Annotated in this window: 16 protein-coding genes; 9 read left to right on the top strand and 7 right to left on the bottom strand. The window is 69.9% G+C overall.

Annotated elements, in window-relative coordinates; translation table 11 throughout:
- Window positions 1-57: 57 nt before the first annotated feature.
- Window positions 58-420, top strand: a complete 363-nt coding sequence (locus ACYVK3_RS20450; protein ID WP_460499198.1) for an Imm51 family immunity protein — start codon at window positions 58-60, stop codon at window positions 418-420.
- Between the two features lie 4 nt (window positions 421-424).
- Here the strand turns inward: ACYVK3_RS20450 and ACYVK3_RS20445 are convergent, their stop codons facing one another.
- From ACYVK3_RS20445 to ACYVK3_RS20435, 3 genes are all read right to left on the bottom strand, one after another.
- Window positions 425-1,453: a HEAT repeat domain-containing protein gene (locus tag ACYVK3_RS20445; RefSeq protein ID WP_460499214.1), complete on the bottom strand. Its 1,029-nt coding sequence runs from the start codon at window positions 1,451-1,453 to the stop codon at window positions 425-427.
- Between the two features lie 5 nt (window positions 1,454-1,458).
- The gene (locus tag ACYVK3_RS20440) at window positions 1,459-2,124 is read right to left on the bottom strand and encodes a HEAT repeat domain-containing protein (RefSeq protein ID WP_460499197.1); all 666 of its coding nucleotides are present in this window, start codon (window positions 2,122-2,124) and stop codon (window positions 1,459-1,461) included.
- 260 nt (window positions 2,125-2,384) lie between these two features.
- The gene (locus tag ACYVK3_RS20435) at window positions 2,385-3,512 is read right to left on the bottom strand and encodes a hypothetical protein (RefSeq protein ID WP_460499196.1); all 1,128 of its coding nucleotides are present in this window, start codon (window positions 3,510-3,512) and stop codon (window positions 2,385-2,387) included.
- 475 nt (window positions 3,513-3,987) lie between these two features.
- On the opposite strand from ACYVK3_RS20435, the gene ACYVK3_RS20430 reads away from it, so the two are divergent.
- On the top strand, window positions 3,988-4,533 hold the full coding sequence (locus tag ACYVK3_RS20430; protein ID WP_460499195.1) for a hypothetical protein: 546 nt from the start codon (window positions 3,988-3,990) through the stop codon (window positions 4,531-4,533).
- Between the two features lie 351 nt (window positions 4,534-4,884).
- Here the strand turns inward: ACYVK3_RS20430 and ACYVK3_RS20425 are convergent, their stop codons facing one another.
- The 3 genes from ACYVK3_RS20425 to ACYVK3_RS20415 are packed head-to-tail and all read right to left on the bottom strand — an operon-like array spanning window position 4,885 to window position 9,784.
- Window positions 4,885-6,642 carry a serine hydrolase domain-containing protein gene (locus ACYVK3_RS20425; protein ID WP_460499194.1) on the bottom strand — a complete coding sequence of 586 codons (1,758 nt, stop codon included), beginning with the start codon at window positions 6,640-6,642 and terminating at the stop codon, window positions 4,885-4,887.
- 11 nt (window positions 6,643-6,653) lie between these two features.
- Window positions 6,654-7,946: an exo-beta-N-acetylmuramidase NamZ family protein gene (locus ACYVK3_RS20420; protein ID WP_460499193.1), complete on the bottom strand. Its 1,293-nt coding sequence runs from the start codon at window positions 7,944-7,946 to the stop codon at window positions 6,654-6,656.
- The gene (locus ACYVK3_RS20415) at window positions 7,946-9,784 is read right to left on the bottom strand and encodes a glycoside hydrolase family 3 protein (RefSeq protein ID WP_460499192.1); all 1,839 of its coding nucleotides are present in this window, start codon (window positions 9,782-9,784) and stop codon (window positions 7,946-7,948) included. Before ACYVK3_RS20415 ends, ACYVK3_RS20420 begins: the two co-directional genes overlap by 1 nt.
- A 270-nt stretch (window positions 9,785-10,054) precedes the next feature.
- On the opposite strand from ACYVK3_RS20415, the gene ACYVK3_RS20410 reads away from it, so the two are divergent.
- Window positions 10,055-11,002: an NmrA/HSCARG family protein gene (locus tag ACYVK3_RS20410; RefSeq protein WP_460499191.1), complete on the top strand. Its 948-nt coding sequence runs from the start codon at window positions 10,055-10,057 to the stop codon at window positions 11,000-11,002.
- A 104-nt stretch (window positions 11,003-11,106) separates the two neighbouring features.
- Window positions 11,107-11,586 carry a hypothetical protein gene (locus ACYVK3_RS20405; RefSeq protein WP_460499190.1) on the top strand — a complete coding sequence of 160 codons (480 nt, stop codon included), beginning with the start codon at window positions 11,107-11,109 and terminating at the stop codon, window positions 11,584-11,586.
- 41 nt (window positions 11,587-11,627) lie between these two features.
- Here ACYVK3_RS20405 and ACYVK3_RS20400 read toward each other — a convergent pair whose 3' ends face one another.
- Window positions 11,628-11,993 carry a nuclear transport factor 2 family protein gene (locus tag ACYVK3_RS20400; RefSeq protein WP_460499189.1) on the bottom strand — a complete coding sequence of 122 codons (366 nt, stop codon included), beginning with the start codon at window positions 11,991-11,993 and terminating at the stop codon, window positions 11,628-11,630.
- A gap of 67 nt (window positions 11,994-12,060) precedes the next feature.
- Between ACYVK3_RS20400 and ACYVK3_RS20395 the strand changes: the two genes are divergently transcribed.
- The 5 genes from ACYVK3_RS20395 to ACYVK3_RS20375 all read left to right on the top strand — a co-directional run bounded on the left by ACYVK3_RS20395 (window position 12,061) and on the right by ACYVK3_RS20375 (window position 15,345).
- The gene (locus tag ACYVK3_RS20395; protein ID WP_460499188.1) at window positions 12,061-12,837 is read left to right on the top strand and encodes an endonuclease/exonuclease/phosphatase family protein; all 777 of its coding nucleotides are present in this window, start codon (window positions 12,061-12,063) and stop codon (window positions 12,835-12,837) included.
- A gap of 148 nt (window positions 12,838-12,985) precedes the next feature.
- A complete protein-coding gene (locus ACYVK3_RS20390; protein WP_460499187.1) occupies window positions 12,986-13,417 on the top strand; it encodes a hypothetical protein in 432 nt (143 codons plus the stop codon).
- Complete coding sequence (locus tag ACYVK3_RS20385; protein ID WP_460499186.1) at window positions 13,414-14,643, top strand: NRAMP family divalent metal transporter; 1,230 nt, start codon at window positions 13,414-13,416, stop codon at window positions 14,641-14,643. Before ACYVK3_RS20390 ends, ACYVK3_RS20385 begins: the two co-directional genes overlap by 4 nt.
- Complete coding sequence (locus ACYVK3_RS20380) at window positions 14,640-15,038, top strand: hypothetical protein (protein WP_460499185.1); 399 nt, start codon at window positions 14,640-14,642, stop codon at window positions 15,036-15,038. The genes ACYVK3_RS20385 and ACYVK3_RS20380 overlap by 4 nt, the downstream gene beginning before the upstream one ends.
- The gene (locus ACYVK3_RS20375; RefSeq protein ID WP_460499184.1) at window positions 15,025-15,345 is read left to right on the top strand and encodes a hypothetical protein; all 321 of its coding nucleotides are present in this window, start codon (window positions 15,025-15,027) and stop codon (window positions 15,343-15,345) included. Before ACYVK3_RS20380 ends, ACYVK3_RS20375 begins: the two co-directional genes overlap by 14 nt.
- Window positions 15,346-15,371 lie beyond the last annotated feature (26 nt).

Here is a 15,371-nt window from a genome sequence, read left to right as displayed (position 1 = left end):
CCGAGCCGGACTTGTCGGCCGAACAGGGTGTCGGGCGTTCGCGATAGCCTGGCGGCCATGTCAGAACGACCCGACTTCGTCCGCTTCCCCAACGTCACGTTCGTCGAGGGCGAGACCTCCGACTCGGTGATCTACAGTCCGGGCGGGCCGGCCGACAGCCATCTCGCCGAGGTCTTCGACGCCCACGGGCTCGAAGGCAACGGCTACGACTGGCAGGCGGCCGTGCACGCCGCCCTGGTCGAACGCACCTCGGTGCTGGACCGCATCGAGTTCGATCCCGAGGCCGGCATGTTCTGCGCCTATGGCGAGGACCGCGAGGCGCTCGGTGCAGTGGCGACGACGTTGGAATCACTGCTGGCCCGACCGGCGCTGCTGGTCGATGCACTGGCCGTCGCGGCCGAGCGCGAGCTGCTGGACTAGCGGTTCACGAATCCGCGGGGCCCCGGCCCTCGCGCGCCCGCGATTCGAGCATGTCCGCGAGGGCCGACGCGGTGCGGGCCACGGTGCGGTCCTCGTCGTGGACCAGGCCGCGGAGCACTTCCAGTGCAAGCGGTACCGGCAGCTCGGCGAACGCCTGGACCAGTCGCATCCGCACCGCAGGATCGCCGGAATGCGCGGCGAGCGCGTCGACCAGTGCGCGCTTGATCCGGCCGGCGTCCTCGGCGTCCAGTGCCGACGTTCCGAGGACCTCGGCCGCCTCGACGTCGTTCACGCCCTCGACGATCATGCCGACGAGTATCGGCGTCGCCTCGGAGCTCCCGCTCGCACCCAGTGCCAGTGCCGCGTGCCTGCGGACCGTCGCGTCCGGATCCCCGAGCGCGTCCGCGAGCACTGCGCCCGCCTCCTCGCGGGGGATCTCGGCGAGCGCCAGCACCGCGCGCCGTCGGACGTCGACGTGCTCCGAGGCCAGTCCGAGTGCGAGGCTCGCCACCACGTCGTGGTCGGCCCGTGCGAGCGCCCATCGCAAGGCCCCGGCCACGTTCGGGTCGGATTCGCCGAGGATCGCCTCGGCCAGCACTTCGGCGGGCGCGTCCGCCGCCGGTGACAGCACGGCCTGCTGTCGCCGCGCGGCGTTCGGCGAGGCGAGGGAGTGCAGGAGTTCGACGATGCGCAGGACGTCCTCCCAGCCGGAGGGCTCCGACGCGTCGACCGCGCGGAGGCGCCCCAGCAACTCGCGGTCCCGGCTCAGCCGCCGCTCGGTCTCCCCGATGAGGTCGCCGATGAGCTCGGACGGTGCGAATCCGGGGTCTTCGAGGACGCGCCCGATCTGGCGCAGCGACAGGCCCAGGGTGCGCAGGCTCTCCACGTGGAAGATCCGCCGGATGTCCTCGTCGGCGTATTCGCGGTAGCCGCTCATGGTGCGGCCGGTCGGCCGCACCAGCCCGAGGGCGTCGTAGTGCCTGAGCATCCTGGAGCTCACGCCCGAGCGGCGCGCGACCTCACCGATCAACACGCTGATCAAGCCTCCCGTTCCCCGCCGAGCGCGACGATCCGTTTCGCCTCCTCGACGGCGAGCTCGAAACCGGCGTCCGGGTCGAGCAGGAGCCGCTCCGTGGCGATCGCATGCGCGGACACGTTCGGGTCGTCGCTCGCCATCGCCGCCCGGAGCACCGGCTCGACCGCCTCCCCGAGCGCGACGAGGGCACGGCTCAGACTCAGACGCACTTCCCGGTCGCCGCGTCCGAGCTGCGCGGCCAGTTCCTCGGCCAAGACCTTCTCCCGCCCTTCCGGCACGAGGACGACGGCGGCACGCCACGCGCTCCGGGCCACCTCGTCGTCGGGGTCGCGGAGCAGGGACGGCGTGATACCAGGCCAGGCGTCGGCGTCCCCGATCTTGGACAGTGTATGCAACGCCTGACTCCGGGCCTGAGCGTTCTCCGAACGCAGCTGCGCGAGCAGTCTCGGCACAGTGATGTCCGCCGGGAGACGCGTCAGCGCCCAGGTGAGCATGTCTCGCACGAAGAAATCGCGCTCGACGCCGCACCGCGCCACGAGAGTGTCGACCAGCGTTGGGTCGGGCCGGGTGCCGACCGCGAGAGCGGCCTTGAGCCGCGTCGACGAGTCGCCGGCCGCCAAGGCGTCGACGAGCCGCGTGTGCTGTGTGTTCGTGGGTTCCGTGTTCATGGGACCACCTCCGGACCCCAGTGAAGACCTTGTCACTGTGTCAATGTCAAGCGCCTGAGCGATGGCGGCCGGTGCCGCCAGGCGCACCCGCCGCCTCAAGGCGGAATCGGCGACCGGTCGCAGGCGGCTTTGGCGCGCGGTCCGCACTTGGAACACGGCCTCGTTCCGGGGCCTCGACAAGTGGCGTTCGAGCGCGACCATGTCACCGTCGACGACCGCGGGTCCGGCTCACTCGAACACCGCCGCGGCCCTTGAGGCGCTCAGGCGCCCAGGTATTCCTGGGCGTTCGTCAGGTACTCGTCGATCTGGTCTTCCCAGGCGAAGATTTCGGCCTCGCGGTCGATGAGCTGTTCCACGTGCAGGCGCGCCCAGGCCTCATCGGCGTCCTCGCGCAGCCCCGCCGTGTCGGCGCACTCGGCGAAGTCCATCGCCATGTCGAGCTCGAACTGCTTCAGCGCCTCCCGTTCATCGGGCAGGTCCGAGGGCGGCTCGGGCAGATTCTCTGGCTGGGGGTACGACGTCGGCTCGCCCACGTAGACCAGGGAGAAGTAGTCGTAGGTGGGAAGCCAGCCGAATTCGTCGAACTCCCACTGGCCGTAGCCGCGCTCGTCGACGCAGTCGAGGAAGTCGGTCTCCTGGTCGCGGAAATCCGCGGAGAGCTCGGTGTACATGGCGCCGTCGGCGACCCACGTCAGCGGGCTCTCCAGGTTCGGCCGGGCGTACCAGACGTCACCGTCGTCGCCTTCGTGCTCGGCGGGCCCGCCGTATACGACCTCCAATGTGGTCAACTCGCAGCCGCCGAACGGGGGCTTCTCCGGCAGATCGCCCTCCTCGAAGTCCTCGTCGCTCGCCGCGTTCATCGCCTCCTGGTATTCGGCGCCCGCTTGGCCGAGGAATGCGGTCCGCCATTCACGGTGGTACTCCTCGCCCATCGCCATCCACCGGTCGTGCGCCTCAAGGCCATCGTCGTCCCAGCCGGCGTCGGCGGCGGTGTACGCGATGTAGTCCGGGTCCTGTTGGACCGCCTCGACCTGCTCGGGGTCGAGACCATGGAACATCCATTGTCCGAAGCCGAACTTCGCCGCCTGCTCGATGGTGGGGATCCGCTCGTAAGGCGCGTGGAAGCCGTTGAACCGATGAGGGATCGTATTCCCATGGAGCGCGAGGGGATCGTGGACGGTGAAGCCGAAGTCCTCCATGCATGCCGCGGCGACGCGAGCTTCGGTCTGCGTCAGCTCCCAGTGAAGCTCGGAGCCCTGGGCGAGCGTCTGCTCGACGCGTGCGATTTCCTCCGCGGTGACCTCGGTGCCGCCTTCGTCGGAGCAGGCGCCGAGCAGGAGTGCGCCGGCCGCCAAGGCGGCCGGAAGTCTCATTGAGGCAGTCGTCATCACCGGATCCTATGATGCGTCGGATTCGGCTCGAGGCCCCTCCTTTCGGCTCGATCTCCGACTTGTCGTGCGGCAGCGACGGTTGCAGTCATCTGCCGGCCCCGTCCGGCGAGGGCGAGAAACACGACGAATCCGTGGTCGTGGCGTTTGTAGCGGCCAGTCGGGCGGCGGTGGCCGACCAGCCAGGCGATGGTCCGGTCGATGCCGCGGCGGTGGCGACCCAGTCGTTTCGAGGAGTCGACATCGGCACGGATCGACCGTCTGCCGCACTCATCCATGTCAGGCGTATACCAGACGACCGCAGACCGACGACAGCATGACGTTCCAGGTCTTGAGCGCTGTGCTGCTTCGGGTGCGGAGGGTAGGCCGGTCGAGTCCGGCCGGCGCTCGACTCGGTCCGGATCTTGGACGGCGACGTGTTCGCCGGCCACGGTCGTGAGCACGTTGCGGGAGCCCGTGGCGCATGATGGACTTCATGCCTACACGACTCCCGGCCCGCGCCCGCGCTGCGGCGATGATCCGACTCCTGACCGCACTCGTGCTCGCGCTGAGCGCGGTAGCGCTGTTGACCACGATCGATGCAGCGGTGCAGCGCACGCGAGCGGCGATCGACACGGGCTCCAGGATCGACTCGGCCGCTTACCTCGAGTACATCGAAGCCACCGTCGAATTCCGCCACGTCGTGCCGGCGATCGCCTTCCTGCTCGCCGCAGTCGGGTGCGCAGCCCTGGGCGCGGCCGGGCTCACCGGCCGGTTGCGGAGCTCGGCCGCCGGATGGCTGCTGTGGAGCGTCGCGATCCTCGCATGCTGCCTGTTCATCTACCGAGAGGAGACCGAGTTCTGGTTGCAGAGTGCCTCCGAAAGTGAAACGGTGAAGCACTACGCGTCACAAAACGAGGCTCCACTGGCAAGCGCCGCGCAGTTCCTAGCATGCCTCTGCCTCTACGCGGGACTGCCGCTGTCGAATCTGTTGCAGTCATCCAACCGCGCCCAAGGCGCGACGTCGGCACCCGACTCATAGCCGGCGATCTGCCACTTGACGGTCCGCTGTCAGCCATCAAGCCACCTCATCACCGCAGTCCGATCCCAAGAGGGCATGACTTTTCACAGGCTAGCCATCGAATCGAAGCGCTGATTGAGTTGAAGGACATCATCCTCAATGAGCAGTGCTGATCGTGACCGTGGAGTGGGGGTGCCAGAGCCTTTGTCCGTGCCCTGGGCAAGGCGCCTGTCCTCCCGTCCGGTAGACGCCGGGTTCGCGGTATCCGACCGCGCGGGCGGTGGCACCGACGGGCCGCCACCCGTTCACCGGGTGGCGGCCCATCACCGTCCAGTGGGCGGGCCCGCGTTCGAGCGCCCGCTCAGGAAGTCGCTAGTTTCGGCTCGGGGCCCATCCTTGCGGCTCGATCCTCGACTCGTCGTGCGGCCGTGAGCTGTTGAAGACGACCTTCCATCCGTCCCTGACGCGGATCTTGTCGATGTAGACGCCCCGGCCCTGATAGGACGGGTCGGACCGGTACGACCACCGCACGCAGGACGTGCCGCTGGGCAGTTCGCCCTTCGCGTCGATCCACTGCCTGCCCGAGAAGCCCGAGAAGGTCCCGTCGCTCTGCCACCGGTGCTCGTCGGAGCACAGCTCGAGGCCGACGCTCGACCACGTCTCGCCGTCGGCGCTGGCCTCCAGCGTCGCGACGTCGCTCGACTCGGTGTCGTACCAGAGAGCGAACTCGATCGAGCCGCGGCTGATCGCCGATCGCAGCGGCGCGGTCAGCGTCGCCGTCGTCCCGTCTGCCTGGCCCGCGTACCAGGCCTCACGGCCGGTGCGCGGCTCGACCGGGACCGAATGGCCGAGCGGGCGGCTGGCGGCGCGCCGGTACGAGCTGACCGTGCCCCAGTTCCGGGTCGGGTGGACGCGGTTGGTCATGAGCACCAGCAGGGTCCCGGCGAGCGGATCGAGCACGATGCACGTCCCGGTGTAGCCGGTGTGGCCGACCGAGACCGGCGAGGACATCGACTCCATGTACCAGCGCTGGTCCAGCTGCCAACCCAGGCCGCGCGCCGCTCCCGAACCGAGGCCCGGGTTCATGTTGTCGAACACCAGTCGCGTCGTCTCCTCACTGAGGATGGTCGCGCCGCCGTTGAGGATCATCTGTCCGAACACGGCCAGGTCCCATGCGGTGGAGAAGACCCCGGCGTGGCCGGCGACGCCGTTGAACGACCAGGCGTTCTCGTCGTGGACCGAGCCGCGGATCATCCCGCGCCCCGTCCACGGCTGGTATTCGGTGGCCGCGACGCGGTGCAGGACGTCCGGCGAGGGGTTGTAGCCGGTGTCGACCATGCCGAGCGGCCCGGTGATGAACTCGGCCACCAGGTCGTCGAGCCCGCTGCCGGTCACGCGCTCGATCGCCTTCGCCAGCACGATGAGGTTGAGGTCGGAGTACTCGTAGCCGCTGCCCGGCTCGCGCCGCAGCGGGTAGGCGTAGATCTTCTCCATTCGCGCCTGGTCGTCGGGCAGGTCGTACAGGTTCGTGAACGCGATCATCCCGGAGGTGTGGGACAGCAGGTCGCTCACGGTGATCGGCGTCTTCGCCGGGTCGGCGGAGTCGAACTGGGGCAGGTACTCGATCACCGGGGAGGCCAGGTCGATCCGGCCCTCGTCGATCAGGCGCCCCGCCACGGTGGCGGTGAACAGTTTCGAGATCGACGCCAGGTCGAAGATCGTGTCGGTCCTCATCGGCTCCCACTGCTCGGCGGGCAGCTCGACCGCCGCGCCGGCCTCCTCGTCCCAGCTCGCGTACCGCAGCTGGTGGCCGGCGGCGGCGTGCTCCACGACGACGCCGTCGCGGGCGGCGAGGACCGCGAAGCCCGGGAACGACGGCGTCGGGCCCTCCATGAAGGCCGACACCTCCGGGACGATCCGCTCGACCTGCTCGGCGATCAGATCGGCCTCGCGCGCCGTGCCGTTCCGCAACTCGTGCGGCCGATCGGGGAAGGGCACGTCGCCGGGTCCGATCGTGGGCGGTCCGGTGATCTCGTGCAAGGCTTCGGTCTCCTCGGCGGCGACCCGCGCGCCGGCGAGCGCGGCGAACGCCGCGCCCGCCGTGCCGCTGATCATCATTCGGCGGTTCATTCCAGTTCCCATCATCGGCCCCTGCGCCGGTAGATCAGGTGGGAATCGCGGAGCTCCGCGAACGCGGCGAGGTCGTCGGCCCACAGCCCGGTGACCTCGTCGATGCCGGCGCCCTCCTCGATGGCCAGGCGGATCTCCTGGTTGCCGGTGAGCTTGTCGAGCCAATACGAGCCGCCCCCGTCCTGGCTGCGCCATCCGTACTGGCCGAAGACGCGGCGCTGCTCGATGATCATCGCCAGCGCCGTCCTGATGGGGTCGAACTCCTCCCGGTCGGTCACCTGGATCTCGACGCCGCCGCAGGCCACGTTGGCCCATTTGGAGAACGTCGGCTTGAAGTAGGCCTCGCGGAACCGCACGCCCGGCAGGTCGGCCTCGCGGAGGGCCTCCTGCCAGCCGTGGTCGATCTCGGGGGCGCCGAGCAGTTGGAACGGCTGCGTGGTGCCGCGGCCCTCGGACAGCGCCGTGGCCTCGAACAGGCACGTCCCCGGGTAGACCGCGGCGGTCGCCGGGGTCGGCATGTTCGGGGACGGGGCCACCCAAGGCAGGTCGGTGTCCTCGAAGTACATGCCGCCGTGCCAGTGCTTCATCTCGATGACGGTCAGGTCGACCGGGGTGCCTACCGCGGCGGTCACGAACTCGGCGTTGAACAGCCGCGCGAGCTCGCCGATCGTCATGCCGTGCCGTTGGGCGATCGGCTTGAGTCCGACGAACGTCGAGTGCTCGGGGTGCAGCACCGGTCCCGAGGCGGCGGCCCCGGAGACCGGGTTGGGTCGGTCGAGGACGACGAAGCGCAGGCCGAGTTCCGCGGCGGCCTCCATCGCCAGGTACATCGTCCAGATGTAGGTGTAGAACCGCGAGCCGACGTCCTGGATGTCGAAGACGATCGTCTCCACGCCGGCCTCGGCGAGGAGTTCGGCCATGCGGTCTTTGTTGTTGTAGGCGTTGTAGACGGGCAGGCCGGTCTTGGGGTCGAGGAAGTAGTCCTCGCCTTCCCCGGCCTGGGAGGTGCCGCGGAAGCCGTGCTCGGGCCCGAACACGGCCACGATGTCGACGTTGCCGCTCTCGTGCATGAGGTCGACCTCGTGGGTGAGGTCGGGCAGGATGCCGGTCGGGTTGGAGATGACCCCGACGGCCTGTCCTTCGAGGGCGGCGAAGTCGTTCTCGGCGAGGACCTCGATGCCGGTCTTGACGCGCCGCCCGCCGCGGGCGTGCGCTTCGGTGGCGGCGAGTGCCGGCATGGCCGCCCCGCCGATGACGGCGGCGGTGCCGCCGAAGAGTGTGCGTCGGTTGATCGTGCCGCTCATCAGTAACCCAATCCGTGTCCGAAGCCGTACAGCACCGTGTCGGGGTCGTCCGCGGTCGGGATGTCGACCGGGAGCTTCCCTTGTGGAGCGGTCTCGCCGAGGACGACCTTGACCGCCGATTCGAGTGCGATGGCGCCGTAGGAGTACGTCGCCAGGTAGGCGTCGGCGTCATCGGTGAAGTAGGCGATGTCGTACGGGTTGCGCACGCCGATCGCGACGACCGGGACGCCGGTCTCGTGCAGGGCCGCGACGAGCGCGGCCTGGCCCGGGCCGGCCCCGGCGCCGTTGGTGGTGACCACGACGAGGTCCTTGCCTTCGGCCGCCGTGACGGCGGCGTCGATGTCGGCCTGCCGCGGATTCGCCCCGGTGACGAGGTTCTCGGCGTTCCATCCGCGTTCGGTGAACTCGCCGGCGAGCGTGGCGGTGGTGCTCACGCCCCAGCCGGTGACCAGGGCGTCGCCGGTTCCGGTGACCGGGAGTGCGCCGTCGTTGGTGACGAGCGTCGTGCTCTGGTCGCTGATGGCCTGGGCGGCATCGAGGTGCTCGCTCGTGCCGACGACCTCGTCGATCGCGTCCTCGTCGACGAACGCGTCGTCGAACAGGCCGAGTTCGTATTTGAGGTCGAGAACGCGCGTGACCGACTCGTTCAGGCGCTTCTTGGAGATCTCGCCCGATGCGACGGCGTCGAGGACCGCGTTGTAGGCCAGGTCGATGTCGGGCGGCATGAGCAGCATGTCGGCGCCGGCGAGCAGGGCGAGGACGGGGACGCGGTCGTCGCCGTAGATGGTGCGGACGCCCTCCATCGACAGCGAGTCGGTGACGACCACGCCGTCGAAGCCGAGCTCGTCGCGCAGCAGCCCGGTGAGGATCGGCTCGGACAGGGTCGCCGGGGTCAGGCTCGGGTCGAGGGCGGGGAACTGGAGGTGCGCGGTCATGACGGTGTCGACGTCTTCGGCGATGGCGGCCTCGAACGGCGGCGCGTCCAGTTCGGCCCACTCCTCGTAGGTGTGGTCGATCTGGGGGAGGGAGGTGTGGCTGTCGTCGGAGGTGTCGCCGTGGCCGGGGAAGTGCTTGATGGTGGAGGCCAGGTCGCCGGACTGGTAGCCGGCGACCTGCGCGGCGACCATGTCGGCGGCGTGCTGCGGGTCGGAGGAGAAGGAGCGCACCCCGATGACGGGGTTGTCGGGGTCGACGTTGACGTCCGCGACGGGCGCGAAGTTCTGGTTGACGCCCATCGCGAGCAGTTCCTCGCCGCTGATCCGGGCGGCCTCGTAGGCCGCCTCGGCGTCGTGGGTCGCGCCGAGTGCCATCGCGCCGGGCAACTGGGTGGCGGGCGGGCCGATGCGGGTGACGATGCCGTGCTCCTGGTCGGTGGAGATGAGCAGCGGGGTGCCGGTGTCCTCGAGCGCGGTCTCCTGGAGGCCGTTGGAGAGCCCGGCGATCTGGCGGGGGTCGTTCACGTTGTTCGACCAGGCGAAGTAGATGACGCCGCCGAGGTGGTACTGCTCGAGCAGCTCGTCGGCGTTGTCGACGCCGTGCGCGGAGCGGTTGGCGGCGACGTCGTCGGGGTCGGTGGTGTCGGCGGTTTCACCGTAGGCGTAGGTGACGAAGAGCTGGCCGACCTTCTCTTCGAGGCTCATGTCCTTGAGATGGCGTTTGACGAACCAGCGCTGGACGATCTCGTCCCAGTGGCCGTTGTGGGTCGCGCTGGTGTCGTTCGGGGCCTCGGGTTGGGCGGCGACGGGGGTTGCCGCCGCCGTGATCAGGGTGGCGCTGAGTGCGGCTGCCAGGCCGATCGCCCAGGGCCGCTTCGATTTCGACTTGAGGTTCACCTTCATTGTGCAGACTCCCGCCTGAACAGGGGTTGAGACCGCGACCGACGGGTCCCGGCCGCGACGTCCTTCTGTGGAGTGTGGACCCGCGGAAAGATGGGTTCCTCGGGCGGATACGTCTCCACCGGATCATCCTGGCAGAACTCTTCATAAGAAAGCAATATTCTGAAGAGAACTTTCATGACGGCTTCGGGGGATCTCAGTGACCGGCTGTACGCCGGGCGCGGACGGTGTCAGGATTGGGCGGTAGGACCAATCCCGCAAAAGGGGGCATTCATGGCAGACGACAAGAAGATCATAGCCGTGGTCGGCGCCACCGGCTCGCAAGGCGGCGGGCTCGTCAGGGCCATCCTCGCCGAGCCGGACGGCGAGTTCGCGGTCCGCGCGCTCACCCGCCACCCCGATTCGGAGGAGGCCGGACGCCTCGCCGAGCTCGGCGTCGAAGTCGTCCAGGCCGATCTCGACGACGAGCCGACCGTCGCCAAGGCGTTCGACGGAGCCTACGGCGCCTTCATGGTCACGAACTTCTGGGAGCACGGCGACCCCGAACGCGAGCGCGCCCAAGTCGGCTCGCTCGCGCGGGCGGCGAAGAGCGCCGGCGTGCGGCACGCGGTCTGGTCCACCCTCGAGGACACGCGCGACCGCGTCCCGCTCGACGACGACCGCATGCCGACCCTCCGCGGCGTGTACAAGGTCCCGCACTTCGACGCCAAAGGCGAGGCGAACTCCCTGTTCACCGACGAGGGCGTCCCCACCACGTTCCTCAACACCACGTTCTTCTGGGAGAACTTCCTCGGGCCCTTCCGCCCGCAGCGTCGAGACGGGCGGCTGACCGTCTCCTTCCCCATGGGCCGGAGCCGGCTCGCGGGCATCGCCGTCGACGACGTCGGCAAGACCGCCCTCGGCATCCTCAAGGAAGGGGAGCGGTACATCGACGAGACCGTCAGCATCGCCGGCGAGCACCTGACCGGCGACCAGATCGCCGCCGCCTTCGCCAAACTCATCGGCGAGCGCGTGGAGTACGTGCCGATGTCCTTCGACGACATGCGCTCGGCGGGCTTCCCCGGCGCCGACGACATGGCCAACATGTTCCAGTACTACGCCGAGTTCGACGCCGAGTTCACCGGTGACAGGGACCTCCACCAGGTCCGGCGGCTCAATCCCGAGCTCCAGACCTTCGAGGAGTGGCTGGCCTCCCACCGCGAGGATTTCACCGGGCTGTGAGCCGCCGCGAGGGTGCCGGCCGCGGCCGGCACCCTCGCTCATGTTTCACCGACCGCCGCACAAGCCACTCCACGAACGCGACAACGAAAGAGAAAGGCGGGATCATGCGCATCGCCATCACCGGCCACCGGGACCTCACCGGGGCCACCGCGATCGACATCGACAACGCGCTCAGGCAGTGGCTGGCCGACCTGGAGGAAGCCGACTCGCTGGTGGGGCTCACCTGCCTCGCCGACGGCGCCGACCGGCTCTTCGCCAACGCGGTCCTCGACTTCGGCGGCACCCTGGAGGTCATCGTCCCGACCGAGCAATACCGCGAGACGCTGCGCCAGGAGAGCCTGGACGAGTACGATCGGCTGCTCGACAAGGCCGCCAAGGTGACCGAATTCAACCACCCCGAGCCTGACGGCGACGCCTTCATGGCCGCGTCGCTGGCCATGCTCGACACCGCCGACCGGCTCCTCGCCGTCTGGGACGGACTGCCGCCCCGAGGCCCCGGAGGAACGGCCGAGGTGGTCGACGCCGCACGCGAGCGCGAAGTGCCGGTCACCGTCATGTGGCCCGACGGCGCCAGCCGCGGGTGAGGCCCTCTCCGGCGGCCTCACCCGCCCTCACCGCACCCGGGCTACGCCCGCGGCAGCGGCGTCTGCTGGTAGAGCGCGAGCCGCCAACCGTCGCCGCGCACATACACCGACGACATCAGCGCCGCGAACTCCGGTTCGCCGTCGCGCCAGGCCCGGCCCGTATAGCTCAGCGCCGCCGCGCCGTCCCCGAGCGCGATCAGGCGCTCCTCGGCGATCGCGTAGTCCTTCCACGGTGGCGCGTCGTTCAGCGAGGCCGTGACCGCGGGCCGGTCCATGACGAATCCGTGCGCCAGGACCATCACGCCGTCGTCGGTCATGATCGACCCGTAGAAGTCCGCACCGGTGCCGTCGCACAGCGACCGCCACCCCGCGTGCTCGAGTTCAAGCAGTTCCTCAACGGTTTCCATGCCCCCACCATACGACCGGCCGCGGCCGCGCAGGGTTAGTCGGCGCGCCCGTGGGGAATCCCACCACATGCGAGTGCTCACCCAGAACCTGTTGGGACGGCTCCGGGAATGGCCCCACCGCCGACCGGTCCTCGACGCCGGACTGCGACAGCTCGCCCCCGACATCGTGATGCTCCAAGAAGCCATCGTGACCGTAGACGACGACCAGGCCGCCGAACTCCTCGGACCGGACTTCCACCTCGCCCACCAAACGGATCGGGCGGCCGACGGCTCGGGCATCTCGATCGCCTCGACGTGGCCCCTCGGCGAAGTGCGCGAACTCGACCTCCGGCTCGGCGACGGGTCCGAGGACTTCCCGGCCGGGGCGCTGGCCGTCGACGTGCACTGGCCGGTGAGTGAGACGCCGCTGCTGGCGGTCGACCACAAACCCTTCTATCAGCCCGGCGCCGAGGACGAGCGCCGATCGCAGGCCGAGGCGACCGCGTCGCTGGTGGACCGGATCGTCGCCGACACCGGTCAAACGGTCCTGCTCGGTGGCGACTTCGACGCCGAATCCGAGGCCCCGAGCGTCCGGTACTGGGAGGCCGCCTACCGCGACGCCTGGCGCGAGTGCAACGGCGCCGACCCCGGGCCGACGTTCGCGCCCTCGCTCAACGCGCTCGTGGAAGGCCACTGGAAGCCCGGCGGAGACCGCCGGATCGACTACCTGTTCACCCGGACCGGCGACGCCGGGCCCGACCTCGCGGCGCAGCGTTGCGAACGCGCCTTCACGACGCCGGTGCGAGGCGTCTGGGCCAGCGACCACTTCGGAGTGTGGGCCGAATTCGCGGTGCGGGACCGCTGAACCCGCGCCCGCGGTTCTCGCCGAGCGCCTGACCGCGACCGTCACCGATTGTAAGATCCTCCACTACGGTCGGTATCGGCGGCCGGGCCGTGCCGCTCCAGACGCGCGGCTCCGGCCCGAGACGGATGAGCGGGGGTGGACGGCGATCATGGGGCCGCAGACGAGGAAGCGGGCGATGCTCGTCATCGCCGCACTCGCCGCCGCCCTGCTCGGCGCCTCCTGCGCCGACCTGGCCGCCTCCTCCGGCACCCGAGTCGACCACGTCGTCTCCGGCGTTCACGACGAGGTGCGGACCGTCCAGCTCATCGCCGAGGCCGGCCTCCAAGACCCGCCCGCCCCGGCCGTCACGCTGACCGCCGTGCTCGACGACACCGCGTCGGCGCTCGGCGAGCTGCGCGAGGACGCCGAGGGCCTCCCCGGCCCGAACGACGAGCTCTTGGCCCTGATCGACGACTCGACCGCCCTGGTGGACCAGACGCGGTCCGCGGTGCAGTCCGGCGACCGGACCGGCCTGCGCCGATCGCAGGAGCGGGCCGCCGAGACCGCCGCGGCCGTGGCGGAGTGGAGCACCCTGCTGTGAAGAAGTACCTCGCCGTCACCCTCGGCATCCTCACGGCCGTCGGCGGATTCGTCGACATCGGCGACATCGTCGCCAACGCGACCGTCGGCGCCCGCTACGGCCTCGGGCTCGCCTGGGTCGTGGTCCTCGGCGTGATCGGCATCTGCGCCTTCGCCGAGATGTCGGGCCGGATCGTGGCCGTCTCCGGCCGACCCGTCTACGACCTCGTCCGCGAGCGGCTGGGTCCGCGCGCCGCCCTGATCAACCTCCTGGCCTCGTTCGCGGTCAGCCTCCTGACCATGGCCGCGCAGATCGGCGGCATCGCCGTCGTCATCGAACTGGCCAGCGGCATCCCGCACGTGGTCTGGGTGGCGCCGGTCGTGATCGCCCTGTGGCTCGTGATCTGGCGCGTGAAGTTCCACAAGATCGAGCAGGCGCTCGGCCTCGCCGGGCTCGCGGTCGCCGTCTTCGCCGTCTCGATCTGGTGGCTCGACCCGAACTGGTCCGCGCTGGCCGGCCAGGCGATGAGCGTCTCCCCGCCCGCCGACGAGCCGGTGCCCACCTACTTCTACTACGCGATCACGCTGTTCGCGGCGGCGATGACGCCGTACGCGGTGTTCTTCTTCTCTTCGGGAGGCGTCGAGGAGCGCTGGGGACTGGGGGACCTCAGCGTGCAGAGGGCCAACGCGCTCATCGGCTTCCCGCTCGGCGGCATGCTCTCCCTCGGCATCGCCGGCTCGGCGGCGGTCGTCATGCTCCCGCTCGGCATGGGCGTGAGCAGCCTCGGGCAGGTCGTCCTGCCGGTCGGCATCGCCTTCGGCATGGCGGGGACGATCGTGTTGTTGTTCGGGCTCTTCGCGGTCTTGACCGGGGCCGCCTTCGAGACCGGCATGTCGTGCGGGTACATGCTGGCCCAGTACTTCGGTTGGCCGTGGGGCAAGCGGCTCCCGCCGAAGCGGGCCGCGAGGTTCCACGTCGTGGTGGCCCTGTCGATGCTGGGCGCGCTGGTCATCATCCAGACCGGTGTGGACCCGGTGATGGTCACCGAGGTGGCGCTGGTCGGCTCGGCCGTGGCGCTGCCGCTGACCTACCTGCCGGTCCTCATCGTCGCCAACGACCGGGAGTACCTGGGCGAGCACGTCAACGGCCGGCTCGGCAACGCGGTGGGACTGGCGACGATGGTGGTGGTGCTGGTCGCCGCGCTCGCGGCGATCCCGCTGATGATCACGACGGGGATGGGCGCATGAACGGCATCGAATGGCACGGGCGCGATCGGATCGACCTGGGCACGCAGCTGCTCGACCGGCAGATCACGGCCCCCGAGGCGGTCCCCGTCGGCAAGGTCGACGACATCGAGCTGACCCGGCGAGACGACGGCACGGTCGAGGTGACGGCGCTGTGGGTGGGCACCTCGGCGCTGACCGCTCGCCTGCCCCGGTGGGAGGCGACGGTGCTGCGCTGGGCGATGCGCCTGACCGGGGGACCCTTCCCGGCGCGCCGGATCGGGCTCGAGGACGTCGTGGACGTGGAGTCCGATGTGGAAGTGACCGAGCGGGCCGCCGAGCGGGCCATGAGCCGCTCCGAGCGGAAGTTCAGGAAGTTCGTCGCGCGCATCCCGGGGGCCGGTCATGCTGGCGAGTGACCTGCTCGAGGCCCCGGTGGCGGGCACTGACGGGCGCCGGGAAGGGATCGTGATCGACATCCGCGCCCGGACGAGGCCCGGTGCCCCCGCGCTCGTCGTCGAAGGCCTCGTCTTGAGCCGCAGGCACATCCGCCTGTTCGGGTACGACCGCGGCGACGAGGTCGGGCCGGGACTGTTCACTCGTCTTGCGCGGTTCCTTCACCGCGACACGAGGTACGTGCCGCTGTCCGACGTGGACATCGACACGCCCGGTGCGGTCCGTCTCCGCGTGCCGTGGGACGAGTTGGATCCGCTCTCCACGCATTGAGCCGTCCGCGCCGAGGTTTGGCACTT

The sequence above is a fragment of the Glycomyces tarimensis genome (genome assembly GCF_054776215.1).
The sequence above is the reverse complement of the archived record's forward strand: the minus strand, read 5'-3'. Positions and strand labels throughout refer to the sequence as shown.